26 protein-coding genes are annotated in these 25,867 nt (G+C 63.7%); 11 read left to right on the top strand and 15 right to left on the bottom strand.

The annotated features are described in order from the left end of the window. The first annotated feature begins 1 nt into the window (after position 1). A complete protein-coding gene (locus tag FIU81_RS10365; protein ID WP_124111613.1) occupies positions 2-472 on the top strand; it encodes a DNA polymerase III subunit chi in 471 nt (156 codons plus the stop codon). Here the strand turns inward: FIU81_RS10365 and FIU81_RS10360 are convergent. The 3 genes from FIU81_RS10360 to FIU81_RS10350 all read right to left on the bottom strand — a co-directional run bounded on the left by FIU81_RS10360 (position 469) and on the right by FIU81_RS10350 (position 3,654). Continuing rightward, positions 469-1,047, bottom strand: a complete 579-nt coding sequence (locus FIU81_RS10360; protein WP_124111614.1) for a TIGR02281 family clan AA aspartic protease — start codon at positions 1,045-1,047, stop codon at positions 469-471. The two genes, FIU81_RS10365 and FIU81_RS10360, sit on opposite strands and share 4 nt — an antisense overlap. Before the next feature lie 32 nt (positions 1,048-1,079). Beyond that, positions 1,080-1,733 (bottom strand): MarC family protein, encoded by a 654-nt coding sequence (locus FIU81_RS10355; RefSeq protein ID WP_124111615.1) that lies wholly within the window; start codon positions 1,731-1,733, stop codon positions 1,080-1,082. Positions 1,734-1,800: 67 nt separating this feature from the next. After that, positions 1,801-3,654 (bottom strand): ABC-F family ATP-binding cassette domain-containing protein, encoded by a 1,854-nt coding sequence (locus FIU81_RS10350; RefSeq protein ID WP_124111616.1) that lies wholly within the window; start codon positions 3,652-3,654, stop codon positions 1,801-1,803. A gap of 122 nt (positions 3,655-3,776) precedes the next feature. Here FIU81_RS10350 and FIU81_RS10345 point away from each other — a divergent pair, with 122 nt between their 5' ends. Beyond that, complete coding sequence (locus FIU81_RS10345; RefSeq protein ID WP_124111617.1) at positions 3,777-4,388, top strand: glutathione S-transferase family protein; 612 nt, start codon at positions 3,777-3,779, stop codon at positions 4,386-4,388. Between the two features lie 16 nt (positions 4,389-4,404). Here FIU81_RS10345 and FIU81_RS10340 read toward each other — a convergent pair whose 3' ends face one another. Both FIU81_RS10340 and FIU81_RS17040 read right to left on the bottom strand, forming a co-directional pair. After that, positions 4,405-5,844 (bottom strand): alanine/glycine:cation symporter family protein, encoded by a 1,440-nt coding sequence (locus tag FIU81_RS10340; protein WP_124111618.1) that lies wholly within the window; start codon positions 5,842-5,844, stop codon positions 4,405-4,407. A 164-nt stretch (positions 5,845-6,008) separates the two neighbouring features. Further along, on the bottom strand, positions 6,009-6,137 hold the full coding sequence (locus FIU81_RS17040) for a hypothetical protein (protein ID WP_256366142.1): 129 nt from the start codon (positions 6,135-6,137) through the stop codon (positions 6,009-6,011). A 249-nt stretch (positions 6,138-6,386) separates the two neighbouring features. Between FIU81_RS17040 and ndk the strand changes: the two genes are divergently transcribed. Further along, the gene (gene ndk, locus FIU81_RS10335) at positions 6,387-6,809 is read left to right on the top strand and encodes a nucleoside-diphosphate kinase (RefSeq protein ID WP_124111619.1); all 423 of its coding nucleotides are present in this window, start codon (positions 6,387-6,389) and stop codon (positions 6,807-6,809) included. Positions 6,810-6,907: 98 nt separating this feature from the next. On the opposite strand, the gene FIU81_RS10330 is transcribed toward ndk, so the two are convergent. The 6 genes from FIU81_RS10330 to FIU81_RS10305 all read right to left on the bottom strand — a co-directional run bounded on the left by FIU81_RS10330 (position 6,908) and on the right by FIU81_RS10305 (position 13,971). Beyond that, positions 6,908-7,333: a DUF4112 domain-containing protein gene (locus FIU81_RS10330; RefSeq protein ID WP_124111620.1), complete on the bottom strand. Its 426-nt coding sequence runs from the start codon at positions 7,331-7,333 to the stop codon at positions 6,908-6,910. A gap of 37 nt (positions 7,334-7,370) precedes the next feature. Further along, the gene (locus FIU81_RS10325; RefSeq protein ID WP_124111621.1) at positions 7,371-7,736 is read right to left on the bottom strand and encodes a TfoX/Sxy family DNA transformation protein; all 366 of its coding nucleotides are present in this window, start codon (positions 7,734-7,736) and stop codon (positions 7,371-7,373) included. A 265-nt stretch (positions 7,737-8,001) separates the two neighbouring features. Continuing rightward, positions 8,002-10,191 (bottom strand): PAS-domain containing protein, encoded by a 2,190-nt coding sequence (locus FIU81_RS10320; RefSeq protein ID WP_124111622.1) that lies wholly within the window; start codon positions 10,189-10,191, stop codon positions 8,002-8,004. Then, a complete protein-coding gene (locus tag FIU81_RS10315) occupies positions 10,188-11,354 on the bottom strand; it encodes an FIST N-terminal domain-containing protein (RefSeq protein ID WP_254695897.1) in 1,167 nt (388 codons plus the stop codon). The genes FIU81_RS10320 and FIU81_RS10315 overlap by 4 nt, the downstream gene beginning before the upstream one ends. A 26-nt stretch (positions 11,355-11,380) precedes the next feature. Then, positions 11,381-12,064: a response regulator gene (locus FIU81_RS10310; protein WP_413816203.1), complete on the bottom strand. Its 684-nt coding sequence runs from the start codon at positions 12,062-12,064 to the stop codon at positions 11,381-11,383. Positions 12,065-12,201: 137 nt separating this feature from the next. Further along, positions 12,202-13,971: a PQQ-dependent methanol/ethanol family dehydrogenase gene (locus FIU81_RS10305; RefSeq protein WP_124111624.1), complete on the bottom strand. Its 1,770-nt coding sequence runs from the start codon at positions 13,969-13,971 to the stop codon at positions 12,202-12,204. 192 nt (positions 13,972-14,163) lie between these two features. Between FIU81_RS10305 and FIU81_RS10300 the strand changes: the two genes are divergently transcribed. Next, entirely contained in the window at positions 14,164-15,135 is a 972-nt protein-coding gene (locus FIU81_RS10300; RefSeq protein WP_413816202.1) for an ABC transporter substrate-binding protein, read from the top strand. Positions 15,136-15,147: 12 nt separating this feature from the next. Further along, the gene (locus FIU81_RS10295) at positions 15,148-15,810 is read left to right on the top strand and encodes an ATP-binding cassette domain-containing protein (RefSeq protein ID WP_254695896.1); all 663 of its coding nucleotides are present in this window, start codon (positions 15,148-15,150) and stop codon (positions 15,808-15,810) included. Here the strand turns inward: FIU81_RS10295 and FIU81_RS10290 are convergent, their stop codons facing one another. From FIU81_RS10290 to FIU81_RS10275, 4 genes are all read right to left on the bottom strand, one after another. Next, positions 15,811-16,599, bottom strand: a complete 789-nt coding sequence (locus FIU81_RS10290; protein ID WP_124111625.1) for an ABC transporter permease — start codon at positions 16,597-16,599, stop codon at positions 15,811-15,813. Positions 16,600-16,654: 55 nt separating this feature from the next. Continuing rightward, entirely contained in the window at positions 16,655-17,371 is a 717-nt protein-coding gene (locus tag FIU81_RS10285; protein ID WP_124111626.1) for an ABC transporter ATP-binding protein, read from the bottom strand. 88 nt (positions 17,372-17,459) lie between these two features. After that, complete coding sequence (locus FIU81_RS10280; protein WP_124111627.1) at positions 17,460-18,422, bottom strand: YVTN family beta-propeller repeat protein; 963 nt, start codon at positions 18,420-18,422, stop codon at positions 17,460-17,462. 12 nt (positions 18,423-18,434) lie between these two features. After that, positions 18,435-19,586, bottom strand: coding sequence for an ABC transporter substrate-binding protein (locus FIU81_RS10275; protein ID WP_124111628.1), 1,152 nt, complete (start codon positions 19,584-19,586; stop codon positions 18,435-18,437). Positions 19,587-19,745: 159 nt separating this feature from the next. On the opposite strand from FIU81_RS10275, the gene pedF reads away from it, so the two are divergent. The 6 genes from pedF (at position 19,746) to FIU81_RS10245 (ending at position 25,791) form a co-directional block, all read left to right on the top strand. Continuing rightward, positions 19,746-20,429 (top strand): cytochrome c-550 PedF, encoded by a 684-nt coding sequence (gene pedF, locus FIU81_RS10270; protein ID WP_124111629.1) that lies wholly within the window; start codon positions 19,746-19,748, stop codon positions 20,427-20,429. Further along, complete coding sequence (locus FIU81_RS10265) at positions 20,426-21,319, top strand: substrate-binding periplasmic protein (protein ID WP_124111630.1); 894 nt, start codon at positions 20,426-20,428, stop codon at positions 21,317-21,319. The genes pedF and FIU81_RS10265 overlap by 4 nt, the downstream gene beginning before the upstream one ends. Before the next feature lie 81 nt (positions 21,320-21,400). Beyond that, entirely contained in the window at positions 21,401-21,952 is a 552-nt protein-coding gene (locus FIU81_RS10260) for a CoxG family protein (protein WP_124111631.1), read from the top strand. 26 nt (positions 21,953-21,978) lie between these two features. Beyond that, entirely contained in the window at positions 21,979-22,461 is a 483-nt protein-coding gene (locus FIU81_RS10255) for a (2Fe-2S)-binding protein (RefSeq protein WP_254695895.1), read from the top strand. A gap of 41 nt (positions 22,462-22,502) precedes the next feature. Next, the gene (locus tag FIU81_RS10250) at positions 22,503-24,947 is read left to right on the top strand and encodes a xanthine dehydrogenase family protein molybdopterin-binding subunit (RefSeq protein ID WP_124111632.1); all 2,445 of its coding nucleotides are present in this window, start codon (positions 22,503-22,505) and stop codon (positions 24,945-24,947) included. A gap of 55 nt (positions 24,948-25,002) precedes the next feature. Beyond that, complete coding sequence (locus tag FIU81_RS10245) at positions 25,003-25,791, top strand: FAD binding domain-containing protein (RefSeq protein ID WP_124111633.1); 789 nt, start codon at positions 25,003-25,005, stop codon at positions 25,789-25,791. Positions 25,792-25,867: the final 76 nt, after the last annotated feature.

The following is a 25,867-nucleotide window of genomic DNA, read 5'->3' as shown; positions in this document are numbered from 1 at the left end:
CATGGGCGCGGCCTACTTCTACCACCTCACGCGGCGGCCCTTGGATCAGGTGCTGCCGCAACTGCTTGACCGCTCACTGGCGCAAGGCTGGCGGGTGTTGGTGCGCGGGCGCAATCCGCGCGCGATGGAGCAACTGGACCTGCGCCTGTGGACGGGCGATCCGACCAGCTTCCTGCCGCATGGGATGGCGGGCGGCGCACAAGATGCGGATCAGCCGGTGCTTCTGGCCCTGGACGGGCAGGGGGCCGATGGCCGCCACTGCGTGATAAGTGTCGAGGGCGCAGAGGTGACGCCGGAAGAGGTGACTGCGTCGGCCCGCGTGTGCGTGCTGTTCGACGGCATGGACGGGGCCGCACTCGACCGCGCGCGCGGCCAGTGGCGTGCGCTGACCAAGGCGGGCGTAGCCGCGCAATACTGGTCCGAAGAATCAGGCAAGTGGGAAAAGAAGGCCGAGACGCCGGCCCCGGACTAGCGTTCCAGCGTCAAGCGGTTGTTTTCGATGCTGATACGCCCAAAACGCGAGAGATAGCTCATGCCCAGAAGTGAGCCGAACATCTCTCCACCGTTCACGGACGCAGGCACGTTGCGCTCGACCGTTTCGCCCAGCGTCACCGTCTCAAGCCGCACCTGCGCCATGGGCACGGTGCCGTTCGCAGTCTGCGCGCGGCCCAGATAGGCCAACGTATCAGGCTCGATCCCGGCGCGTCGGGCGTCGTCTTGGCTAAGCACCAGATCGGTCGCACCCGTATCCACGACAAAGCGGATCGGCGCGCCGTTTATGCCCAGCGTCATGTGGTAGTGACCGTCCGGGCCCAAAGGCACTTCCAGCGCGCCGCTCGCGGTCAGAACCTGTTGCGGGGCGATCTGGTCGCGCACGGTGGGCCACAGCCCGGCGGCAGCGATGACCCCCACGAAGATCAGGCCCCACAGCGCTAGGTAGCGCAGGGTGCGGCCCATCGACTGGCGGTTCGCCGCGATGAAATAGCCGAAGATCGCTGCGCCAAGCAGCGCGAGGTATAGGAAATTGCCGATATCGTCGCCTGTCATGGCGTTGATATGGGCGCGCGCAGGCCCGTTGGCTAGGGGCCGATGCTCAGCCCCGCGTTGGCTATGCCGTCCAGTACGAATTGCACCGAGAGTGCGGCCAGTAGCATTCCCAGGAGACGCGTGACGACAAGGATGCCGGTGGGGCCAAGGCCGCGTTCGATGGGGCCCGCGGCCCTGAACAAAAGGTAGCAGATCGCGTAGATCAGGGCGATCACGGCAAACAGGCTGCTTAGTGTCAGCGGCGTGCCGCCCGATTGGTCCATCAACAGGATCAGCGACGCGATAGAGCCGGGACCGGCCAGAAGCGGGATCGCCAGCGGGAAGACCGAAGGGTCGTCCTCGGGGGTGTCGTCTTCATCGTCATCTTCTTCCGATGTGCCCGCCTGCGATGAGCGGCGCTCGGTGCGCCGACCGAACAACATCTCCAGCGCGGTCAGGAACAGCAGCAAGCCACCTGCGATCCGGAAGGCGGGCATGGAAATGCCGACGAAGCCCAGAAGCGCCTCTCCGAACAGGCCGAAGGCGGCAAGGATCACAAGGCCGATCACGCAGGCGCGGCGCGCGATGGCGTGGCGGCGGGCAGGGGCCATACCGCGTGTCAGCGCGACGAAAATCGGAGTAGTGCCGATGGGGTCGATCACGACGAAGAGCGTGACGAAGGCGGTGACAAGGAAATCTGCGGTCATGCGAATTTCGTGCATTCGGGGTGGGTTTCACACCGAAATAGAACAGACAATTTGCATATTTCGCGCATTACGACTCCGCACGCTCCAGCTTTTCCGACGCCGCCATCCACAGCGCCTCTGCGCGGTCCATTGCCTCCTGCACCTCGGCGTATTTCTTGTTCCAGGTGGCCAACTCGCCGACGCGAGCGTCTTCATACAACGCGGGATCGGCCAGCTTCTTGGCCAGTTTATCGCGCATCTCTTCGATCTTGGCGACGCGGGCCTCGGCTTTGCGCACTTCCGAACGCAGCGCCATAACCTGATCGCGGCTGGGTTTGGGGGCGCTGGGCGGATCGGCTTTCTTCGGCTTCTCGGCCTTCGGCTCTCCCTGCAGCAGCGATTGGCGATAGGTGTCGAGATCGTGCTCGTAAGGCGCGACGCGACCGCCTTTGACTAGCCATAGGCGATCGGCCACCAGCGACAGCAGGTGCATGTCGTGGCTGACGAGGATCACGGCGCCGGTGTAGGCGGTCAGCGCTTCGACCAGCGCTTCGCGGGACTCGATATCCAAGTGGTTCGTCGGCTCATCAAGGATCAGCATGTGCGGCGCGTCGAGCGTCGCGATCAGCAGGGACAGGCGGGCTTTCTGGCCGCCGGACAATCCCTTTACCAGCGTATCCGCCTGTTCCGCACCAAGGCCAAAACCGGCAAGGCGCGCGCGACCGCGCGCGGGTGTTTCCAAGGGGCGCATCCGGCGCAGGTGATCCAGTGGCGTTTCGTCGATGCGCAGTTCGTCCACCTGATGCTGTGCGAAGTAGCCCACGCGCAGCTTGGCGGCGGTCGTCATGCGGCCGTTCATCACTTCAAGACGCTGGGACAGCATCTTCGACAGGGTGGACTTGCCCTCACCATTGCGGCCCAAAAGGGCGATCCGGTCGTCCTGGTCGATGCGCAGGTTCAGCTTGGACAGGATAACGGTATCGCCGTAACCCGTAGATGCGCTCTCCAAATTGACAATGGGTGGCGACAGCTCTTCCGGCTCGGGGAACGAGAATGCGCGCAGGGCGGCTTCTTGCGGGGTCTGGATCGACTCCATCTTCTCGATCATCTTCAGGCGGGATTGGGCCTGCTTGGCCTTCGTTGCCTTGGCGCGAAAGCGGTCCACGAAAGATTGCAGGTGGGCGCGGCGGGCGTCTTGCTTGGCGATCTGCGATTCCGCTGCCGCCAGACGCGCGGACCGGGTGCGCGCGAAGGTGTCGTAATTGCCGCCGTAGAGCGTCAGCTTCTTGTCTTCGAGGTGCAGGATATGCCCGACAGAGCGGTTCAGCAGGCCCCGGTCGTGGCTGATCACGATGACGGTGTTCGGGTAGTTGGCCAGATAAGCCTCTAGCCAGAGCGCCCCTTCGAGGTCGAGGTAGTTGGTCGGCTCGTCCAGAAGCAGAATATCGGGCGCGGCGAAGAGCACGCCAGCCAAGGCCACGCGCATCCGCCAACCGCCAGAGAAGGCGGAACAGGGCTGCAACGTTTCGTCCTGCGTGAAGCCAAGGCCGCGCAGAAGCCGTGTGGCGCGGGCCTCTCCCGACCAGGCGTCGGTGTCGGCCAGACGGGTCTGGATCTCGGCGATTCGGTTGGGGTCGGTGGCGGTTTCCGACTCTGCCATCAGCGACGCACGCTCGGTGTCGGCGGCCAGCACCGTGTCGAGCAGCGAGGTCTCGGACGATGGGACTTCCTGCCGGACGCCGCCGATGACGGCCTGCTTGGGGATTTCCACAGTGCCGCCTTCCAGCGCCAGCTCGCCCCGGATCAGGCGGAAGAGGGTCGTTTTGCCGGTGCCGTTGCGTCCGACCACGCCGACCTTGTGGCCCGCCGGGATGTCGGCAGAGGCGTTTTCAAGCAGCGGGCGGCCCGCGACGGAATAGGATATGTTTGTAAGGCGCAGCATGGCCGCGCACTAGCACCGCTTTGGCCCGGCGGAAAGACGTGTTGCGGGCCGACCCTCCGGGGGAGGTATTTGCCGGAACGGTGAAGGAGCTACATGGCGCGTCGGATCGAGGGAGAGATGCGATGATCGTTGTTCATAGCCTTGCCTTTTCGCGGGCACATCGGGTGATCTGGCTGCTTGAGGCGCTGAAGGTGCCTTACAAGGTGGTGCGCTACGAGCGGACGGGGGCCTACAAGGCGCCGGATGCGTTGGCGCAGGTGCATCCCTTGGGCAAGGCTCCGGTGTTGGTGGATGACGATTTCGTATTGGCCGAGAGCGCGGCGATCCTGCGATATGTGCAGCGCGTCCACGGAGACGGGCGGTTCCTGCCCGAAGGCGACGCGCGGATGCAGGCACGGCACGATGAGTGGCTGGACTACGCGGAAGGCACGCTGGCGCGGCTGGTGGGGCCGTTCTTCTGGCACAGGCTGAAAGGGCGACCGCTTTCGGACGATGATCGGGCCGCCATCCGACCGCATCTGGCTTATCTGTCGGACACGCTTGAAGGGCGCGACTGGCTGATGGGAGAGCGGCTGTGCCTGGCGGACATGCAGATCATGTATCAGCTGGCGATGCTGAATATGGCAGGAGAGCTGGAAGATTGGCCTGTCGTGCAAGGCTATTGGCAGCGGATCGCGGCGCAGCCAGAGCTGCGCCGGTCCATAGAGGTCTCGGGGCCGATCATGCCGATGTGACCGGCCCCGGGTCGCGTCATTCGCGTTCGGCGGCCACGTCGCGGTTCCAGATGGTCCGGTCGATGCCGTCGCCGAGTTCCGGGTATTCTGATGCCCGGAAGATCGGTTCCTGACCGGACTTACGCTGTCCAAAGTAGTCCTTGGTCAGTTTGAATACCGTCTTCGAGAGGATCAGGATCGCGACGAGGTTAATCGTCGCCATCACCGCCATGGAAGCGTCGGCGAAGTTGAACACCGTCGTCACGGCTTGCAACGACCCCCACAGCACCATCGCAATCACGATGGCCTTCAGGATCAACAATGCCGTCCTATTGCCCAACCCCAGGAACTCCATCGCGTTTTCGGCATAGGAGTAGTTGCCGAGGATCGAGGTGAAGGCGAAGAAGAAGATCGCCAGACCAACGAACCACGGACCGAATGCGCCGATGTGGCTGTCCAGCGCGATCTGCGTCAGGGCCATGCCGGTGGGCGCGCCTTCCGAGTAGTCCACGACGCCCGACAGCAGGATCATCAACGCGGTGGCAGTACAGATCACAAGCGTGTCGATAAAGACACCAAGCCCCTGGACAAGACCCTGCGACGAGGGGTGGTGAGGTTCGGGAACGGCAACGGCGGCGATGTTCGGCGCCGAGCCCATGCCAGCCTCGTTCGAGAAGAGGCCGCGCTTCACGCCATTCAGCAGGGCCACCATTATGCCGCCCGCGAAACCGCCTGCTGCCTCTTCGAAACCGAAAGCGTTGGCGACGATCATGCCAAGCACGCCGGGCACTTCCGTGATGTTCACCACGACCACATACAGCGCCACGAGGATGTAAAGGCCTGCCATGGCGGGCACGACTTTCTCGGCCACACGAGCGATAGACTTGATGCCTCCAAAGATCACGACGCCCGCAAGGCCCGCCACGATCAGGCCGGTGACGATGCGCGGCACCTCGAACGCGGTTTCCAGGGCGACCGAGATCGAATTGGCCTGCACGGCAGAGAAGATCAGACCGAACGACAGGATCAGCGCCACGGAGAAGGCGTAGCCCATGGCCTTCGATCCAACGCCCTTGTGCATGTAGAAGGCGGGGCCGCCGCGATACTGCTCTTCCGCGTTGCGCGTCTTGTAAAGCTGGGCGAGCGAGGATTCGGCATAGGCCGTCGCCATGCCTACGAGGGCCACCATCCACATCCAGAAGATTGCACCAGGTCCGCCAAGATAGATCGCGACCGCCACACCAGCGAGGTTGCCGGTGCCCACGCGCGAGGCCAGGCTGATGGTCAGGGCCTGGAATGGCGAGATACCGGAGCTTGAGGTCGAGCGCGACGAGGCGATGACGCGAAAGAATTCTCCGAAGTGGCGGAACTGGACGAAGCCGGTGCGCCAAGTGAAGAATATCCCAACGGCCAGTAGTCCGTAAACGAGGACATAGCCCCAAAGGACGGTATTCAGAAAATCGACGATGGCAGTCATTGAGCATCCCTCTGCACTGGTAAACGGGGAACGCTAGGCCGGAAACGTATCCAAGGCCAACCGGCATCGTTCATAAAGCGGGTCGGACATCAGTGGTGGTTCAATTATGCCAAGGCCGAGTATCGAGTATTCGGCGACGCTTATCCTGCGCCGCCGATACAGGGTCAGCTATCTGCCTCTTCTGAGCTTTCGACTTCCGTGTCGGTCTCTGTTTCGTCGCTGTCGCTTTCTTGGCAGGCGGCAAGGCCCAGAACCATCGTGAGAAGAACGATCGGTAGGGTTTTGATGGACATGATAAATTTCCTTTACTGACTAAGGCGGCCCGTCTGGCCTGCATGGATACGTAGCGGGTCGGATCGCGGCGGCGACTCTGCCGGGGTGAGGGTCGGCTCACTCTTGCCGATGCACGGGCAACCAGGGGCCGATTGCGAAAGCGGTGTACGACACGGGCGAAGCGGGTTTTCACCCGCGCGGGTGCGTGGTATCGCGGCGCCGAAACAACGGGATCGCATGGGGCGGTCCGCACAGAAATGAGGCACCTTATGGCCATCGAACGTACGCTTTCCATCATCAAGCCCGACGCCACCCGCCGCAATCTGACCGGCAAGATCAACGCCAAGTTCGAAGATGCCGGCCTGCGCATCGTCGCACAGAAGCGCATCCACCTGACCAAGGCGCAAGCGGGTGAGTTCTACAAGGTCCACGCTGAACGTCCCTTCTACGACGAACTGACCGAATTCATGGCTTCCGAGCCGGTGGTCGTTCAGGTTCTGGAAGGTGAGGGCGCGATCGCCAAGAACCGCGAAGTCATGGGCGCGACGAACCCCGCCGAAGCCGATGAAGGCACAATCCGTGCCGAGTATGCGGAATCCGTTGGCGAAAACTCGGTTCACGGATCCGATGCTCCGGAAACCGCTGCGGAAGAGATTGCCTACTTCTTCGCAGGTCTCGAACTGGTCGGCTAAGCCGGTTCAGACAGATTTGCGCAGCGGCCCGGCATTGTCCGGGCCGTTTGCATTTTGCATCAGGAAGTTTGACGTCAGGCGTTCGCTTGAACTCGACGCTACACCCGGTCGCCAATCGAAGGGTGATGGGATGACAGCGCACCGCCGCCGGGTGTCACGTCCTTCAATTCGGCCTGCGTCTCACGCTCTACATGGTCGCGCAGGATAGCCACGTTCGCGCGGTTGGCCTTGAAGCCGATGTCGAACAGTGTGCCGATGATGGGGATCGAGCCGACAAGGTAGTCGATGCCCACGTTGATGCCCTGACGGATGACCTTGTGCCGAGGCAGGCCCATCCGGTGGCTCTCCAGTACGATGTAGGCGGCAGGCGCGAAGGCGACGGTGTCACCGACGACCGGCAGGATGCTAAGGATACCGTCCCAGCCGACGCGCTTTCCGATGATCGGAATGCGGAAAGCCGTGTCCATGCGGCGTGAGAGGCGGTCCAGCTTTTCCAGCCGAGCGAGTTTGGGATGCGTGTTCATGGTAGCCGAACGGCGCGAGGGGCTGGCGGGTTCCAGCCTAGCGCGGCGACAGGCCCATGTGGTCTAGAAAAGCGGACAGTTCAGGAGAGATGGCGGCCTCGTCGGGGTCTTGCGCGGGCGGTGGCAGCTCGCCTTTTTCGACCAACGTCCGACACGATGTGTAGCGCGCTTTGATGTCTGCCTTGTCGGCGGATGAAAGCGCGCGCCAGTCGCGGCCCTGAAGGGCAAGCACCATGGCGGTAAAGACCATGATATGCGGGCGCTCGCCTTCCGTCAGCATCCGGGCGTAGGCGGCATCCGCGCCCATGGCCCGGAAGCCTTCGACATCGCGAATGCCGATCCGCACGAAGCGGTCGGTCATGGCGGGCCCGATGTTGCGCAGGCTGTCGAGTGGTGTTCCCATTCCGACAGTCTAGCGGGCGAAGGCCGACGGGTCCAAGACTAGATGGCCGCCCAGTCGGTAAAGCGCACGGGCTTTTGCGGCTGCGGACGAATGGGCTTCGTCGGGCGGGGTTGATTGCGGCTCATGATATCGTCCTTTCGGAAGAAACGGGGTTCTCCGAGGTTGGTTTCGAAATGCGGCGCAATCGCGGCGTTCTTGGGGGATTGGCGTCCGTGGCCGAACGATAGCGGGAATGCGTGGCCTGCGCGTCACAGCGCTGCGTCACCTAAAGTGGGCCGTCATACCCATCGAGGAAGGCGATCAGCCGCGTTTTATCCAGTGGTTTGGGCAAAAGCTGCACACCGGCGCGGGTGCAGTCGTGGCGGATTTCTTCCTTCCGGCTGGCCGAGATAACTGCCGCGGGAATCGCGCCGTGACGCGCGCGCAGGGCAGCCAGCGTTTCCACGCCGGTCATGCCCTCCCCAAGCTGATAGTCGAGGATCATGCGGTCAGGCACGATGTCGATCTCGTCCAGCAATTCCAGCGCTGCGGCGCCGGTTTCGGCGTGGATCACATGGCTTTTCCAGCTTTCGATCATCAAAACCAGCGCATCGGTCAGGTCGGGGTCATTCTCGACCAGCAGCACGACAAGGTTCGTACTTTGCGGGGCGGGGCTGCCGGGAAGAGACGCCGACACATCCTGTTCCATCGGACCGCTGCGTGGGGCGGTGACGGAAAAGCACGCTCCCTGTCCGGTGGCAGAGCGCAGGTTCAGGGGGTGATCCAGCATGGCGCAGGCGCGTTCCACGATGGTCAGTCCCAGCCCCAGCCCCTTGGAGCCGGAGGCGGACGGCCCGAGTTGGCGGAACTCCTGAAAAATCACCTTCCGATCTTCGGAGGAAATGCCGGGACCGGTGTCATGCACCTCGATTCGCATATCCGCTCCAACGGCGCGCGCACCCACCAACACGCGGCCCGCGTCGGTGTAGCGGATCGCGTTGGTGACAAGGTTCTGCAGGATGCGGCGCAGGAAGACCGGGTCGGAGCGGACGGTTCGGGTGCTGTCGACGATGCGCAGATCCAGGCCCTTCGCCTCTGCCGCCGGGGTCAGTTCGGTGCGCAGGGACGACAGGATGCGGCCAAGCTGCACGTCCTGCACGGTCATCACGGCCTGCCCGGAGTCCAACTTCGAGATGTCCAGCAGCGCCTCGATGATGTCTTCGACGGAAGCCAGCGCCGAGACGGCCTTGGTCGCGGTGCTGCGACCAAGATCGGTGTCGGCGTGCTCTTCCAGATAGGACACGAACAGCTTGGCCGCCGAAAGGGGTTGCAAAAGGTCGTGACCGGCGGCGGCAACGAAGCGCGTTTTGGATCGGTTGGCCCGGCGCGCTTCCTCCAGCGCATCGCCCAGCTCTTCGGTGCGATCTGCGACGCGGCGCTCCAGCGTCTCGTTCATGTCGCGTAAGGCGCGTTCGGCTGCGCGTTCGGCGGAAACGTCGGTGAACGAGATCACGAAGCCCTGATCCGGCAGTTCCTGCGCGAAGACGGACAGTACATCGTCGGTGCCACGCGCCACTTCAAAGCTGATCGGGCGTCGAGGGCGTGTGTTGCGCGCCCAGGTCATCAGGTGATCGCGGGTGAAGAGGCCGGAAAACTTGATCTGCTCGTCCAGCCGCGCCAGCAGCGCGTCGAAGCTGATGCCGATGACGTGGCCGTCGAAGGGGCGATCCAGCAACATCTCCATTCGGCGGTTCCATCCCGCCAGCCGGCGGCGATTGTCGAAGATGCACACGCCCTGGTTCAGGTGATCGAGCGTGGCGCGCACCATCTGCGCCTGCTCGTCCATGATCCGGTCACGCTTGGCGCGTTCTGCGCGCATGATGTCCGACACGTCTGTTTGCAGGATGACGGTGCCGCCGGATGCGGTCCGGTGTTCGCCGACCTGAAGCCAACGGTCGCGGGTCAGGCGGACGTTGAAGACGGTGCTGGTGTCGGCGTGGCGTTCCAGCCGGTGTCGACGCCAGTCGGTGGCGCTGCCATCGTCCGACAGATCAAGGTAGATCGAGCGCGACACAAGGGCGACGTAGTCGGCGAAGGCAAGGCCCGGCTCGACCCGCGGGGCCACGTCGCGCAGGTCGCGGCAGAAGCGCGAGTTGGTCATAACCAGCCGGTCGTCCTGATCGAACAGCGCAAAGCCTTCCGAGAAGGACTCGACCGCTTCGGCAAGGTTGGAACGGGCGGTCTCGGCGGCGGCGTTGGCTGTGTGCAGCAGCTGCAGTGTGCGTTCCAGATCAGTCGTCCGCTGGCGCACCTGCGCTTCCAGAAGGGCCGCGCGCTCGAACTCTGCGTAGGCCAGACCGTCGGGGCCTTCGCCGCGCTCGACCTTGCGCATCAGTGCGTCGGCGATCTGCACGAGGCGGGCGTTCTGCTGCTCCAGCGGTTCAGAGTTGTCGATCAAGGCAGAGGTGTTGGTCATCGTGGTTCGGGGGGATAAAGGGCGACGCCCGTCATGGTGTGGTTTATGTGCATGCGCCCGATTTGTTCGCCATAGGTCGAAAAGCCGGTTGCGCCGTAGCGCGCCAGCACATCGCTGACAGAGCGGCTTTGCTGATGCTCCTCGGCTTCGATCCGGCGCAGGATGCAGTCGCAGGCGATGATGTCGGGCATCTGATCGCCCATGGCCAGGGATGCGAGTTCACGGTCCAGATGGGCCGCGATCGGCTCTGACGTGGCGACGGACAGAACCATGCCTTCGTCGATGGCCGAAAAGAAGATTAGCGCGCCGTCCGGTGTCACCCGCTGGATCGAGCGAACGTGGTGCCGTTCGCCCATGCGCACGACCACAGGGTGGGCGGCGAAGGTAAAACTGTCCAACTGGCCGGGATCGCGGTTGACGATGCGGGCGTATTCGGCAGCGGCGGGTGCGCCGTTAATCCGGCGGACAATGCGCGCCTCTGGATCGGCGTCGGTCACGACCATGCGCGTTTCGGTCGGGGTCATGTGGTCAAGGCTGAAGACATGGGCGCGGGCATCGGTTGCGATCAGCGTCAAGACGCCCGCGTCGGTGTGGATTGCGTCGTCATGTGCGACGAGCGTTTGCGCAAAGGTCCGACCGTCGCCAGCCGAGCCGCCGAAGATCGGCATGGCCCCAAGCGAGGGGGCAAGAGCCGCCAAAAGCGAATCTTCACGCAACGAAAGGCCGTCGATCATGACGAAGGCAAAGGTGGTCGCGAACTGCGGGGCATCTTCCACCAGTGCCATCCGGGCACGCACCACGGCATCTGCAACCGCCGCAATGTCCAACGCCTGCAAGGGTTCGGCCAGGATCGTGCGCGTCGCGAAATGCGCGCGGGGCAGACCAAGGGCGACGATGGTGTTTTCGGTGTAACCCGCCGGTCCGATCTCTCCGGCGGTGGTGCAGGCGGTCAGAGTCGTGTCGGGGAACGCTTTGCGGGCTTCTGCGATCAGCGCGTGGAAGTCGGCTTCCGGAGAGACGAAGAGGAACAGGTGCGCCAGTGGCTTGGGGCCAAGCGCTTCCACAAGCGCGCCGATCCCGGCGTCAGCCGGAACGCAGGCGCGCGACAGCAGGCCGGCAAAGCCGGGTTGCTCCGCGACAATGTGCGAATTCTGCGCTGTCACGCGATCCTCCCTGGGGGAAGGATGTGTCAGGCGTCGGCGCTTGGCAAGATCGCCGCGAACTTGGCCTGCTGCGCGACCAGAACGGCCTGCGTGCGGGACTGCACCGCCAGCTTGCGCATGATCGCGGTGACGTGGGCTTTCACCGTGGTCTCGGCAATCGACAGGTCGAAGGCGATCTGCTTGTTCAGCTTGCCGTCGCAGATCAGTTCCAGAATGCGGGCCTGCTGCGCGGTCAATGAGCGCAGGCGCGTCACGGCATCGGCGCGGTCCGATGGCTGGGGGCATTCAACGTATTGCTCGGGCAGGTAAGTGCTGCCCTGCGCGATGGCGTCGAGGGCTGCGCGAAATTCCGAGTGGGGGGCGTGCTTGGGCACGTAGCCAGAGGCCCCGGCGTCGATGGCCGCACTGATGATCGCGTTCTCGGCCATGGAGGACACGACGATGACGGGGGTGTCCGGGGCCTGCGTGCGCATACGGATCAGTCCGTCGAAGCCAGACACATCTGGCAGGTTCAGGTCCAGCACGATCAGGTCACGTGGGCCATCCCGGCTGAGCACCTCCAACCCGGTCGTCAGACTGTCGGCTGTGGCCACGTCCTCGAACGCGGCGGCATTGCGCAGGGTCAGTTCCAGCGCGTCGCAGAACATCGGATGGTCGTCGATGACAAGCGCGCGTTGCGGATGGGTCGGGGCGGTCTGGTTCTGCATCATGGGATCACGATAAGCGCGGCATCCGGCGGCGTCACCTGTCCGTTAGTCGTGGGGGTGCACGCCGGTCCCACACAAAAAAAGCGGCACATCTTGCGATGCGCCGCCAAAAGGGCCGGTTGCCCGGCAGGGAGAAGCCCTTACTGTGCCGACGCCAGCTGGCGGGGCAGTTTGAACGTCCAGAGCAGGCCGCCCTGGTTCAAGTAGTTCACCTTCTTGGCGACCTCACCGCCCCATAGCGGAACAGCGCCGCCCCAGCCGGAGATGACAGAGACATACTGCTCGCCGTCCTGCTCCCAGGTAACGGGCTGACCGACGATGCCGGAACCGGTCTGGAAGGACCAAAGCTCTTCGCCCGTCTCGTCGTCGAACGCGATGAACTTGCCTTCGGGCGTGCCGGTGAAGACAAGACCGCCCGCGGTCGTCATCACGCCACCCCAGAGCGGGGCGTCGTTCTTGAACTCCCACACCCACTCGCCAGTGGCCGGGTCGATGGCCTTGAGCGAACCGATGTGGTCTTCGTAGTTGGGCTTGATGGTGAAGCCCGAACCCAGGTAGGCCGCGCCCTTCTTGTAGGTGATGGGCTCGTTCCAGATATCCATGCCCCACTCGTTGGAGGGCACGTAGAAGAGGCCGGTGTTCTGGCTGTAGGCCATCGGCATCCAGTTCTTGCCACCCAGGAAGCCGGGGCTGGAGAAGACGATCTCTCCCTTGTTGCCATCGGCAGCGGCAGAGGGATCGCCGGGGCGGTTTTCTTCGACGAAGATCGGGCGTCCGTTCTCGTCGATACCTTCGGCCCAGGTGATGTCCTTCACGAAAGGCGCGGCCGAGACGAAGCTGCCGTCTTCCGCGTTCAGCACGTAAAAGAACCCGTTGCGGTCTGCGGTGGCAAGCAAAGGCGTACCGTCTTCGCCTTCGAACGCGACGACTTCGTTCACACCGTCGTAGTCCCAGCCTTCACGCGGGGTGGACTGGAAGTGCCACTTGATCTCGCCCGTAGCGGGATCGATCCCAAGGCGCGAGGCGGCATATAGGTTGTCGCCCATGCCGTCTTCGCTGGGCTGGCCTGCGCCGCGCAGGTGGCTGTTCCAGGGGGCTGGGTTGCCCGTGCCCATGATGATAGTGTCGGTGCGGTCGTCGTAGGAACCGCCAAGCCAGGTCGCCCCGCCGCCGGTTTTCCACATGTCGCCCGGCCATGTGGCGTTCAACTCTCCCGTCATGGTCGACTCTTCACCGTCTAGCGTGCCCATGTGGCCCTCGATCACGGGGCGGGTCCACTTCATCTCGCCAGTGCTTGCATCGCGGGCCTGGATTTCACCGACCACCCCGAATTCGCCGCCGGAATTGCCGGTGATGACCAGGCCATTCACGATCATGGGGGCTGCCGTATAGGAATAGCCCGCCTTGTAGTCGGCGATCTTGTCGCGCCAGACCACGTCGCCGGACTTGGCATCCAGCGCCACCAGACGCGCGTCCAGCGTGCCGAAGATGACCTTGTCCTCAAAGATCGCCGCGCCGCGGTTCACCACGTCACAGCAGGGCAGGATACCCTCGGGTAGGCGGGCGTCGTACTGCCACAGCTCTTCGCCGGTCATCGCGTCCAGCGCGTAAAGACGCGAATAGGACCCGGTGATATACATGATGCCGTCATGAATCAGCGGTTGGGTTTCCTGCCCCCGCTGTTTTTCGCCACCGAGCGAGAAGGCCCATGCGGGCACCAGGTTCGCGACGTTCTCCTTGTTCAGCGTCTCCAGCGGGCTGTAGCGCTGAAGGCTGCGGCCCATGCCGTTGGTCAGGATGTCTTCGGGCGTCGCGGCGTCGTTCGCGATCATCTCTTCGGTGACGCCCTGCGCCAAGACGGCACCGGGGGCAATTAGGCTGGCGCAGACGGCCAGGACGAAGCGGTTCATTCGGTATCCTCCCTGTTGTGGATCCGCGCCGTCGCCCGTCCGGCTGGCACAGTGACCCGTCACGACCTTCTGACAGACGCAGCGTCATCTGAATTGGCCAATGGTCGTAGGACGGGCCAAAGCGGCCCCCCCATTGGTCGTATTCCGGGTTGGCGCATGCGGGGGCAGGGTGGCTCCAAACGGGAGGACGCAATGTTCATGAAATTCTTGGGCGGTGCTGCGATGGCACTGGTTTTGACGGGTACGGCGGTCGCGCAGGATCTGCCCGTTCTGAAAGCCTCGGTGCTGAAGTTCGGCACGGTGAACTGGGAGCTGACGACGATCACCGAAAACGGCTTCGACACCGCGAACGGCTTTGATCTGGACGTGAACGGCGTGGCCAGCGGCTCTGCCGGTGAGATCGCGTTCCAAGGCGGAGAGACCGATGTGATCGTGTCCGACTGGCTGTGGGTGGCGCGGCAGCGGGCGGCAGGGCGCGACTACGTGTTCATCCCCTATTCCAAGGCCGTGGGCGGCGTGATGGTGCCCGAAGGCAGCGAGGCGCAGACACTCGCGGACCTGGCGGGCGGCAAGATTGGTATCGCGGGCGGACCGCTGGATAAATCCTGGCTGATCCTGCAGGCCTATGCGCAGCGTGAGTTGGGCTTCGATCTGGCGGGCGAGACCGAGCAGGTCTACGGCGCACCCCCGCTGATCTACAAAACGGCGACGGGCGGCGATTTCGCGGGGGCCATCAACTACTGGCACTTCATGGCGAAGATGGAAGCGGACGGGATGCGCAAGATCATCGACATCGCGGATGCCGCCGAAGCCATGGGGCTGGACCCGGAGACGCCGTTGCTCGGCTACGTCGTGAAGGGCGAAATGCTCGAGCAGAACCCCGATCTGGTGAACGGCTTGGCGGCGGCCAGCCGCGACGCTAAAGATCTGTTGGCCGGAGATGACGCGGCATGGGAGGCGCTGCGCCCCAAGATGAATGCCGACACCGACGCGCAGTTCGAAGCGCTCGTCGCGGGCTTCCGCGCCGGGATCCCGGCAGAGGGGCCGGTAGATGAAGACGCCGCGAACACGATGCTGTCTTTGATGGCGGAACTGGGCGGCGAAGAATTGGTGGGCGAAGCCACAAGCCTGCCCGAAGGCACCTTCCTGCAGCCGGGCAGCTAGGTGCTAAGGGCCGTGCCCGATCCAGCCGAAAAGGCGCGACCGATCCTGTCGGTCGCGCTGGACGGTCTGCGGTATGACGGCACGGACGTGCTTGCCAATGTCGCCTTTGACTTGGCTCCGGGCGAGACAGTCGCGCTGGTCGGACCGTCCGGCATCGGCAAGACGACGCTTCTGCGTTGCATCGCAGGACTGGAGACCGGGTATCGCGGGCGCATCGACGCGCGGGGCACGACGTCAGTCATCTTCCAAGAGCCGACGCTGCTGCCGTGGCGGACCTGCTTGCAGAACCTGACGATCCCCACTGGAATTGGCCGGGACGGTGCGTTGGACCTGCTGGACTCAGTCGGCTTGATGGGTCGCGGGCAGGCGTTCCCGCTGCAACTCTCGCTTGGTCAGCAACGGCGCCTTGCATTGGCCCGCGCCTTCGCCGCGCGCCCGTCGCTTTTGCTGATGGACGAACCATTCGTCTCGCTGGACCCGGTGCTGGTGGACGAAATGATGACGCTGTTCACGCGGTTGAAGCATGAAACGGGTGTCGCGACGCTTCTGGTGACCCATGTGGAAGCAGAGGCCGAGCGGTTGGCGACCCGCGTGATCACACTCGGCGGCCCACCCGCCCGCATCGCGTCCGACCGCCGCAACGCGCCGAAACTGGGCGAGATCGCAAGCCGTTAGTCAGCCCTTGCGCCGCACCAGACCGCGCGCCGGATCGTATCCCCAGATCGCCAACAGGCCGAAGGCGAGTGTCGCCAGCAGGGTCCAGAGCAACGCCCATGGGTTCAGCTCGACATACAGGGCGAAGCGGATCAGTTCGACCGCGTGGGTGAAGGGGTTGGCCAGGCAGATGTCGCGCAAGAGCGGTGAGGATTCTGCCATCTTCCAAAGGGGATAGAGGGCGGAGCTAAGAAAGAACATCGGGAAGATCACGAAGTTCATCACGCCCGCGAAGTTTTCCAGTTGCTTAACGAAAGATGACAGCGCAAGGCCCAGCGCGCCTAGCATGAGACCCGCGAGGATCAGTGCGGGCAGGACCGTCACGTAGCCCCAGCCCGGCAGCGTGATATCGAAGAGCCAGGCGATGAAGAGGAATGCGTAGACCTGCAGGATCGAGATCGCGGTTGCTCCGATCAGTTTGCACAGAAGTAGCCACCAGCGCGGCAGCGGGGCGGTCAACAGCAGCCGCATCGACCCCATCTCACGGTCGTAGACAAGGCTGAGCGACGACTGCATTCCGTTGAACAGCAGGATCATGCCGCACAGGCCCGGAACGATGTAGGTCTCGTAGGTGATGTAGGTCTGGTAGGGCGGCGTGATGGACAGACCTAGGGCCGCCCGAAAGCCCGCGGCGAAGACCAGCAGCCAGACGAGGGGGCGGACCAAGGCGGCAAGGAAGCGTTCGCGTTGATGGACGAACCGCAGCGCTTCGCGCGCGACGATGGCCGCAAGGGCGGTGAGGTATTTCATGCCGCGCACCCTGCATCGCGGGCAGGCTTTGAGTATTTTTGAAAACAAAGAAGCATCATGCGGGGGCGGCCGTGAGCGACAGGAAGGTGTCGGAGAGGGGCTGGTCGGCGGCGATCTCTTTGGTGGTGCCGTCGCGCAGGATGCGGCCTTGGTGCAGGATGATCAGGTGATCGTCGGGGCGGACCTCGTCCGTCAGGTGCGTCGCCCAAAGGACGCAGATGCCAGAGGCCGCGAGGGCATGGACGTGGTCGGTGATCGCCGCGCGCGCGGCGGCGTCAAGGCCGACCGTCGGCTCGTCGCACAGCAGAACCTTTGGGTCGTGGAGAAGCGCGCGCGCGATTTCGGCCCGTCGCCGGTGACCGCCGTTCAAGGCGCGCACCTTTTCATGGGCGCGTTCGGCCATGCCAAGGCGGTCGAGGCTGGCGGCGATGCGCGGTTTGGCGGCGATGGGCGTCAGGCCATGAAGGGCTGCGAAATAGGCGAGGTTCTGTTGGACGGTCAGATCAAGGTCGAGCGTCGATTGCTGGAACACGACGCCGAGTGCGCCGAGGGCTTTGAGCGGCGCGCGTTGCAGGTCGTGACCCGCGATGTGAATCGATCCATTGCGGGTGGTGAAGAGGCGGGTGAGCAGCGCGAAGAGGGTGGACTTACCTGCGCCGTTTGGGCCGAGGAGGGCGGTGAAGCTGCCCGGTTTCGCACGAAGGCTGACCTTATCCAGCGCCTGTTTCGCGCCGTAGGCGAAGGAGAGATCATCGACGCGCAGCCCGGTCATGAGGTGACGTGGCCGAACATGCGCGAAATGATCAAGTTTCGGGTGATGTAAGAACCAGATCTGGAACCGATTTGCGCGATATGTGCCATCAGCCGGACGTGGGCCGGTAGGCCGCCCCCCATGGGAAGCGTCCTACCTTGATCGTCTTCACGGCCTTGCGGCTGTCCACGTCGATGACGGTCACGTCGCCGGAGATCCCATTGGTCGTGAACAACTGCGTGCCGTCCCCGTTGAAGGCCATGTGCCAGACACGACGACCGACGAGGATGTAGTCCTCGACCTCGTAGGTCTGCGCATTCACCACGGCGACGTGGTTCGACGGGCCAAGGGCGACGAAGGCTGTGGCCTCGTCCGGTGTCAACTCAAAGCCTACGGGCTGGACGCGGTCCGGGTGGATGTTCGGCAGGTCGAAGTCGATCTTTGCCAGTTCCGCCTGGGTTTCCACGTCGAACACGCTGATCGTTCCGCCGATCTCGGATGAGACCCACATCTCTGCGCCGTCCTTGACGAATTCGGCGTGGCGGGGGCGGCTGTCGACCAAGGTGTTGGCGAAAAGCTCTTGCGTGTCCGTGTCGATCCAATGGGCCATGTTGGTCGTTTCGGAAGTGGTGATCGCGATGGTGCCATCGGGGCTGACGGCCATGCCTTCAGGCTCGATCCCGACATCGATCTGCGCGATGACTTCGCGGGTTTCGGTATCCACGACCGTCGTGATCGCATCGTCCTCATTCGCGATGTAGAGGCGGCGGTTATCCGGGTGCAGGGCGAATTGCTCGGGGTCTTCACCAGAGGGAAGATCGTGCAGGATCTCGCCTGTGTCGGGGTCGATCACCTGCACCGCGTCACTGTCGGAGGCACAGACGTAGACGACCGAATAGTCTTGGGCGAAGGTGATGCCGCGGGGGCGCTCACCGGTTTCGATGGTGCGCGTGACTTCCAGCGTATCGATGTCGATCACGCTAATCGTGTTGTCTTTTTCATTCGTCACCCAGATTTCGTCGGCCAAGGCGGGCGTGCCTAGAAGCGTGGTGCAAAGCAGTGTGCGGATCATCGTTTGGCCCTTTCAGTCGAAGGCTGTGCAGGCGCTGTCGCCTTCGTCCAGCCCCAACGTGTCGAGTTCCGTGCGTTGATGCAGGAACCCTTCAAGCGGTGCTGTGGCGACGACGGCGCGCGGATGGACGAGCGGGATGGGCTGGCGCATTTGGCCGTTCCACGCGCGGAAGGTCAGGGGGCGGCCCTTGAAGCCGGCCAGTTCGAAATCCGCTGACAGGATGAAGCTGCGCAGGGCGGCGGCGTCGGTTGCACTGGTGCGGGTCACGGCCTCGCCAATCGTGCGGACGGCGGCCCAAGCGGCGTAGTCTTCCGGTGTCATGTTGCGGCCCGTGGCATCGGTGAAACGCGATTGCAGTTGCGCAGCACCCCATTGCTCGACGGCCGGAGCCCAGGCTTGGGCGACGAGGCCTTCACCGCCTGCGGTGGGCCGGGGCAGCCATGTGTTGTAAAGAACGTAGCGCCCGAAATCGCCAAGCTCGTCAGCGATCAGCAGCACATCGTAGTCGCCGAAATCTTGCGTGAACAGCGGCACTTCGGCGCTGGCGTTGCGGCGCATGTCGGCGTCGAACCGCCATTCCTTGCGGGCATCCAGTTTCAGTCCGAATTTGGTAAGCGAGGTTTCCATCGCCGCCGCGTAGGCTTGGTCGCCCGGATCGCCGCCCGCGATCATCACCAGATCGTCCCAGCGGCGGGTGACGAAGAACTGGGCCAGCGCGTCGGTGCGCATCGCAAGGCTGGGCGCGGTGTGCAGCAAGTTGGCGCGGCAGGCGGCGTCGCGCAGGTCGACGTTTTGCGCGGTGGTATTGAAGATCAACGCGTCTTCCGCTTCGGGCAGATCGGCGATGACAAGGGCTGCATCGCGGGGCGCGTCCAGGATCAGCAGATCGGTCTCGGCAAGCGCCGTGCGGGCCGCGGCGGCGATGTCAGCGTCTACCGCGACGTCGGATGTGGTCAGCGTATAGGTCTGGCCAAGGAAGCGGCCCGTCGTGGCGTTGTCGTCTACGCCAAGCTGCGCACCTGCGATGCCGCGGTCTTCCGGGATCGGGTCGAGCGCGGACAGGGTGGGCGGTTGCGGCACGCGTACGTGCAGGTAGTGCAGCGCGACATCCTGCGCGGCGGTGGGACCGGCCCACAATAGCGTGATCATGACCAACAGGCGCATCGGCAAAACTCCTCCCTGAACACCGACGCTACCACCGGCCCGCGCATCAGGTATGCGACTTTGGTCCGGGCCGTGTCAGACCGATTGGACACCTTGGTCTAATAGGTCTGCCCCGCGCCGCGCCGTAACGTGCCAGCAAGTTTTACCGGGAGGATACCGATGTTTCGTACGACCGCAATTTTTGCCCTTGCTCTGGCCGGAATGGCCCACGCCCACGGCGACGTGACCCCGCAAGCCGTGGACACGAGCGCCTTGCCCGAGGTGGGCGAGGACTGGCTGACCGAGAACCCTTACCGCGTAGAAGCCGCGGGTGAAGAGGTGTGGATGAAGGCGATTGAGATTGGCGCCTCGGGCTACAACCAGAACTGCGCGCGCTGTCACGGTCTGGGCGCGGTATCGGGCGGTCTGGCCCCCGATCTGCGCTATCTGGAAGCCGAGGAATATGGCGACGAATGGTATGTCGAGCGCTTCCGCGAAGGCGTGACTCAGAACGGCACGACCAAGATGCCCGCGTTCGGAGAGTTGCTGGGTCAAGAGGCGGCTTGGGCCATCCGTACCTACGTCGAAACGCGCGCCGACGGTGATATGGTGGACGATAATGGCGAGCCGCTGGGCCAGATCCGCGACGAGTTGGTGCGCTGGGCCGATGATCCGAATGCCGTGGGCGACGTGGACGCGGTCAAGCAGCAGCTGGACGACATCGCGGCGAACATCGAAACGCTGTCGGGCGCGCCGGTTGCCGACTCTGTCGCTTGGCGGGCCAGTCAGCAGCTTGACGGTACGCAGGCCGGGATCAAGACGGCGTCCGAGACGCTGACGGTCGGGCTGTCCTCCGCGCAATGATCCGGGCGCTTTTCGTTGCGATGACGCTCGGGCTTGCGGGCCCGGCCACAGCGCAAGACCCCTGCGCCGATTACGTGCCGCAGCCCAAACCGCAGAACGTCGGGCGCGACATCGTCGGGCAGGACATGGATACGATCGTAGAGCGCGGGTGGATGACTTTCGCGCTATACGAGGACTTCCCACCTTATTCCTGGGAAGAGGGCGGGCAGCCCCGTGGCGTGGATGTCGAGATCGCGGCGCTGATCGCGGATTACGTGGGCGTCGAGCCGCGCTATCGGTTCGTCGGCGCGGGTGAAAACCTGGACGCCGACCTGCGCAACAACGTGTGGCGTGGCGGGATCGTCGGCGGCGCAGTGTCCAACGTCATGATGCGCGTGCCCTATGACAGTGCGTATGCCTGCCGGGTCGAGCAGGTCGTCTTCACCGGGCAGTACGCGCAGGAGGTCATCGCGATCGCCTATGCCGAGGCAGAGTATCCAGAGGAAAAGCCGGTCCCTGCCTATTTCCGCTTCGACACCGTCGCGGTCGAGAATGACTCACTGTCGGACTTCTACCTGTCGAACTTCGCGGGTGGACAATTGAACACCGGCATTCGTCGCTTTGCCACACTGGCCGAAGGCATGGACGCATTGGCCGAAGGCGAGGTTATGGCGGCGATGGGGCCACGCGCGCAGCTGGAATGGGGCGCGGACGATGGCATCGGAATACACCAGCCGCCCCTGGCGGGGCTGGCACGGGGGCAATGGACGCTGGGCGTGGGGGTCCACTTCGCCTACCGTCCGCTGGCCTACACGGTGGACGACGCGCTGCGAGAGGCACTGACCTCTGGCCGCATCGAAGAGATTTACGCAAGCTACGGTCTGACGCACACTGCGCCGGAATACCGCTAGCGAAACCTGAAACCTATCCATTGGTCCTATATCGCGGCGACCCGTGACGGACCTAGCGTTTCGACAAGGGAGACCCGCCACATGGAACTAAGTGGACACCGCATCATCGAAGCCCCGCGCGCCGACGTCTGGGCCGCACTTCTGGACAAGGACGTGCTGAAGGATTGCGTGCCCGGCTGCACAGAGATGGACGGAAACCCGCAAGACGGGTTCGAGGCAACGGTGGTCCAGAAGGTCGGCCCCGTAAAGGCGACGTTCAAAGGCGCTGTCAATCTGACCGACATGAACGAGCCCGAAAGCCTGCACTTGCAAGGCGAAGGCAAGGGTGGCGCGGCAGGCTTTGCCAAGGGCGGCGCGAAATGCGTGCTGTCGGAAGAGGGGCCCAACCAGACGCGGCTGGACTACGACGTCGAGGCGAAGGTGGGCGGCAAGCTGGCGCAATTGGGCAGCCGGATCATCGACGGCTTTGCCAAGAAGATGGCCGACCAATTCTTCGAGGATTTCAAGACGCGCGTGGAGGGTGGCGACGCCGATGCCAGCCCCACGCAGGAAGCCGTCGCGACCGCCGAAGAGGTCGACGGCAATGATGAGACAAAGAAACGCAAGTGGTTCGGACTGCGGTCTGCTACCTAGAAAATACGACGATCGGGAGGAATGACATGAAGATCGAGATGAAGGTGAACGGCAAGACCGTGTCCGGAGAGATCGAGGGCCGCACGCTGCTCGTCGATTTCCTGCGCAAGGATCTTCGCCTGACAGGAACGCACGTGGGCTGCGACACCTCGCAGTGCGGGGCCTGCACGGTTCATATGAACGGCGAACAGGTGAAGTCCTGCTCGGTTCTCGCGGCAGAGGCTGACGGGTCCGAAGTGACGACCATCGAGGCGATGCAGAACGCGGACGGCTCGTTGAACACAGTGCAGCAGGCGTTCCAGGACTACCACGGCCTGCAATGCGGCTACTGCACGCCGGGCATGGTAATGGCGGCGACGGCGCTGCTGAAAGACAACCCCAAGCCCACGGAAGCCGAGATTCGGCACCATCTGGAAGGCAACATCTGCCGCTGCACGGGCTATCACAACATCATCAAGGCGATCATGGCCGCGTCCGGACAGGACGTTCAGGCGGTCGCTGCGGAATAAACAGCTTCGGGGGGTGAACCCCCACTAGGGAGGAGATCAACATGCCCAAAGATGGTGGCATCGGCGCATCCAATAAGCGTCGCGAAGACGTCCGGTTCCTGCAAGGCACTGGCCAGTACACGGATGACATCAACATCCACAACCAGACCTACGCCTACTTCCTGCGCTCTGACGTGGCGCACGGAAAGATCAACAACATCGGGATCGAGGCTGCCGAAGCCATGCCCGGCGTTGTGAAAGTCTTCACATCGAAGGACTTCGAAGGCGTGGGCGGTGTGCCCTGCGGATGGCAGATCACGTCCATCGACGGCCAGCCCATGCAAGAGCCGAAGCACCCCGTGCTGGCCGAAGGCAAGGTGCGCCACGTGGGCGATCCCATCGCCGTCGTCGTTGCAGAATCGCTCGCCCAGGCCCGTGACGCCGCCGAGGCGATCGAGCTGGACATCGAAGAACTGCCCGCCGTTATCGACATGAAGGAGGCGGTCAAGGACGGCGCGCCCAAGGTGCACGACGATCTGACCAGCAACCTGTGCTACGACTGGGGCTTCGTCGAGGACAACAAGCAGGCAGTGGACGACGCAATCAAGAACGCCGCGCACGTCACGACGCTGGAACTGGTGAACAACCGTCTGGTTGCGAACCCCATGGAGCCGCGCGTCGCCGTGGGCGACTGGAACCCTGCGCAGGACGAATACACGCTGTATACGACCAGTCAGAACCCCCATGTCATCCGCCTGCTGATGGGCGCTTTCGTGTTGGGCATCCCCGAGCACAAGCTGCGCGTGGTCGCCCCCGATGTGGGCGGCGGCTTCGGCACAAAGATTTTCCACTACGCGGAAGAGGCGTTCTGCACCTTCGCCGCCAAGGCCCTGCGTCGGCCCGTCAAATGGACGTCCAGCCGCTCGGAAGCCTTCATGTCCGACGCGCACGGTCGTGACCACGTGACCAAGATCGAACTGGCGCTGGACGCGGACAACAACTTCATCGCCCTGCGCACGGAAACCTACGCGAACATGGGCGCCTACCTGTCCACCTTCGCGCCCTCGGTCCCCACATGGCTGCACGGCACTCTGATGGCGGGCAACTACAAGACCCCGCTGATCTACGTGAACGTGAAGGCCGTCTTCACCAACACGGTGCCGGTCGACGCCTATCGCGGCGCGGGCCGTCCCGAGGCGACGTTCCAGTTGGAGCGTGTGGTGGATCAAGCGGCGCGTGAACTGGGCGTCTCACCCATCGAGCTGCGTCGCCAGAATTTCATCACCGAGTTTCCCTACGCCACCCCCGTGGCCGTGGAGTACGATACCGGCGACTATCATGCGACGCTGGACCGTGTGCTGGAGATGACGGATCACGCCAACTTCGAAAAGCGCGCCGAGGAGTCGAAGAAGAACGGCAAGCTGCGCGGCTTTGGTCTGGCGCACTACATCGAGGCGTGCGGCATCGCGCCGTCGAACCTTGTGGGCCAGTTGGGCGCGCGTGCCGGTCTGTACGAATCCGCTACCGTGCGGGTAAATGCTACCGGCTCGATCAGCGTGATGACCGGATCGCACAGCCACGGGCAAGGGCATGAGACGACCTTTGCACAGGTGATTTCCGAAATGATCGGGATCGACCCCGACCAGATCGATATCATCCACGGCGATACGGCCCGCACGCCCATGGGCATGGGCACTTACGGATCGCGCTCTATCGCGGTCGGTGGGTCGGCCATGGTTCGTGCCGCCGAGAAGGTCATCAACAAGGCCAAGAAGATCGCGGCGCACCTGATGGAAGCCTCTGAAGGCGACATCGAACTGAAGGACGGCGCATTCACCGTTGCGGGCACCGACAAGTCGGTGGCGTGGGGTGATGTGACGCTGGCCGCCTATGTGCCGCACAACTACCCGCTTGAAGACATCGAGCCGGGCCTAGAGGAAACCGCGTTCTACGACCCGGCCAACTTTACCTACCCCTCTGGCGGCTACGTCTGCGAGGTCGAGGTGGACGAAGAGACCGGCAAGGTGGACGTCGTGGCCTTTGCCGCTGCGGACGACTTCGGCAACGTCATCAACCCGATGATCGTCGAAGGTCAGGTGCACGGCGGTGTGGCACAGGGCATCGGTCAGGCGCTGATGGAGAACTGCGCCTATGATGCGGACGGCCAGCTGATCTCTGCCAGCTACATGGACTACGCGATGCCGCGTTCGTCCGACCTGCCGATGTTCAAGGTGGATCATTCTTGCGTCACGCCCTGCACGCACAACCCGCTGGGTGTGAAGGGTTGCGGCGAGGCCGGAGCCATCGGTTCGCCCCCTGCGGTCATCAATGCCGTGCTCGATGCGCTGAACCGGGGCGGCTACGACGTGCCACACCTGAACATGCCTGCGTCCCCGGACCGGGTGTGGGCCGCCATGAACGGAGCGCGCTCGAACATGGGGGCGGAGCAACCCGCCGCCGGATCGACGAACACAGCTGAAGGCCGCTCGGTCGATCAAGCCGGATGATGGATCGGGGGCGGCGTGACCGCCCCCGCTTCCCCACAAGAGGATAGGATCCAACATGTATAATTTCGAATTCGAGCGCCCCACCAGCGTTGACGCTGCCGTCGAGGCCCTGAAGACCGAAGAGGCCATCGCTTTCTCGGGTGGGCAGACCCTCATGCCGACGATGAAGCAGCGCCTGGCGATGCCGTCGAAAGTGGTCAGCCTGACCGCCATCGAAGAGATGAAGGGCGTGAAGTCCGAAGGTGACGGGCTGTGGATCGGTGGCGCGACCACCCACGCCACCGTGATGCGCGAGCTGAAGGACAGCTATCCGGCGATGGCGTCATTGGCGGGCCGTATCGGCGATCCGTCGGTCCGCTCACGCGGGACCATCGGCGGATCGCTGGCGAACAACGACCCGTCTGCCTGTTATCCGGCGGGTCTGCTGGCATCCAAGGGTACGGTCGTGACCAACACCCGCGAGATCGCAGCTGATGACTACTTCCAGGGCATGTTCATGACCGCTCTGGAAGAGGGCGAGATCATCACCGCCGTGAAGATGGCCGTGCCGGAAAAGGCGAATTACGCCAAGTTCATCCAACCTGCCTCTCGCTTCCCGCTGACGGCTGTGTTCGTGGCGAAGTTCTCCGATGGCGTGCGCGTCGCCGTCACCGGCGCGTCGGAGTCCGGCGTGTTCCGCTGGACCGAAGCGGAAGAGGCGCTGTCGTCGAACTTCTCTGCGGATGCGGTGGACGGTCTGTCCACGCCGGACGGGTCGGGCATGATCTCCGACCTGCACGGCACGGGCGACTACCGTGCGCATCTGGTGAAGGTGATGACCAAGCGAGGTGTCGCGGCCTGCTAGGTCTGCCCATCACGGACTGAATTGCGCCCCGGAGCATCGCTTCGGGGCGTTTTTCGTTTTGAGACTGCGGGATTTG

Source organism: Palleronia sp. THAF1 (assembly GCF_009363795.1).
In the GTDB taxonomy this organism is placed as follows: Bacteria; Pseudomonadota; Alphaproteobacteria; order Rhodobacterales; family Rhodobacteraceae; genus Palleronia.
This window is presented reverse-complemented; position numbering and strand designations above follow the sequence as displayed.

Excerpts from the sequence above, each read along its gene's own strand:
- FIU81_RS10365 (WP_124111613.1), top strand. The coding sequence starts at position 2 with ATGGGCGCGGCCTACTTCTACCACCTCACGCGGCGGCCCTTGGATCAG.
- FIU81_RS10360 (WP_124111614.1), bottom strand. The coding sequence starts at position 1,047 with ATGACAGGCGACGATATCGGCAATTTCCTATACCTCGCGCTGCTTGGC.
- FIU81_RS10355 (WP_124111615.1), bottom strand. The coding sequence starts at position 1,733 with ATGACCGCAGATTTCCTTGTCACCGCCTTCGTCACGCTCTTCGTCGTG.
- FIU81_RS10350 (WP_124111616.1), bottom strand. The coding sequence starts at position 3,654 with ATGCTGCGCCTTACAAACATATCCTATTCCGTCGCGGGCCGCCCGCTG.
- FIU81_RS10345 (WP_124111617.1), top strand. The coding sequence starts at position 3,777 with ATGATCGTTGTTCATAGCCTTGCCTTTTCGCGGGCACATCGGGTGATC.
- FIU81_RS10340 (WP_124111618.1), bottom strand. The coding sequence starts at position 5,844 with ATGACTGCCATCGTCGATTTTCTGAATACCGTCCTTTGGGGCTATGTC.
- FIU81_RS17040 (WP_256366142.1), bottom strand. The coding sequence starts at position 6,137 with ATGTCCATCAAAACCCTACCGATCGTTCTTCTCACGATGGTTCTGGGC.
- ndk (WP_124111619.1), top strand. The coding sequence starts at position 6,387 with ATGGCCATCGAACGTACGCTTTCCATCATCAAGCCCGACGCCACCCGC.
- FIU81_RS10330 (WP_124111620.1), bottom strand. The coding sequence starts at position 7,333 with ATGAACACGCATCCCAAACTCGCTCGGCTGGAAAAGCTGGACCGCCTC.
- FIU81_RS10325 (WP_124111621.1), bottom strand. The coding sequence starts at position 7,736 with ATGGGAACACCACTCGACAGCCTGCGCAACATCGGGCCCGCCATGACC.
- FIU81_RS10320 (WP_124111622.1), bottom strand. The coding sequence starts at position 10,191 with ATGACCAACACCTCTGCCTTGATCGACAACTCTGAACCGCTGGAGCAG.
- FIU81_RS10310 (WP_413816203.1), bottom strand. The coding sequence starts at position 12,064 with ATGATGCAGAACCAGACCGCCCCGACCCATCCGCAACGCGCGCTTGTC.
- FIU81_RS10305 (WP_124111624.1), bottom strand. The coding sequence starts at position 13,971 with ATGAACCGCTTCGTCCTGGCCGTCTGCGCCAGCCTAATTGCCCCCGGT.
- FIU81_RS10300 (WP_413816202.1), top strand. The coding sequence starts at position 14,164 with ATGTTCATGAAATTCTTGGGCGGTGCTGCGATGGCACTGGTTTTGACG.
- FIU81_RS10290 (WP_124111625.1), bottom strand. The coding sequence starts at position 16,599 with ATGAAATACCTCACCGCCCTTGCGGCCATCGTCGCGCGCGAAGCGCTG.
- FIU81_RS10285 (WP_124111626.1), bottom strand. The coding sequence starts at position 17,371 with ATGACCGGGCTGCGCGTCGATGATCTCTCCTTCGCCTACGGCGCGAAA.
- FIU81_RS10280 (WP_124111627.1), bottom strand. The coding sequence starts at position 18,422 with ATGATCCGCACACTGCTTTGCACCACGCTTCTAGGCACGCCCGCCTTG.
- FIU81_RS10275 (WP_124111628.1), bottom strand. The coding sequence starts at position 19,586 with ATGCGCCTGTTGGTCATGATCACGCTATTGTGGGCCGGTCCCACCGCC.
- pedF (WP_124111629.1), top strand. The coding sequence starts at position 19,746 with ATGTTTCGTACGACCGCAATTTTTGCCCTTGCTCTGGCCGGAATGGCC.
- FIU81_RS10265 (WP_124111630.1), top strand. The coding sequence starts at position 20,426 with ATGATCCGGGCGCTTTTCGTTGCGATGACGCTCGGGCTTGCGGGCCCG.
- FIU81_RS10260 (WP_124111631.1), top strand. The coding sequence starts at position 21,401 with ATGGAACTAAGTGGACACCGCATCATCGAAGCCCCGCGCGCCGACGTC.
- FIU81_RS10255 (WP_254695895.1), top strand. The coding sequence starts at position 21,979 with ATGAAGATCGAGATGAAGGTGAACGGCAAGACCGTGTCCGGAGAGATC.
- FIU81_RS10250 (WP_124111632.1), top strand. The coding sequence starts at position 22,503 with ATGCCCAAAGATGGTGGCATCGGCGCATCCAATAAGCGTCGCGAAGAC.
- FIU81_RS10245 (WP_124111633.1), top strand. The coding sequence starts at position 25,003 with ATGTATAATTTCGAATTCGAGCGCCCCACCAGCGTTGACGCTGCCGTC.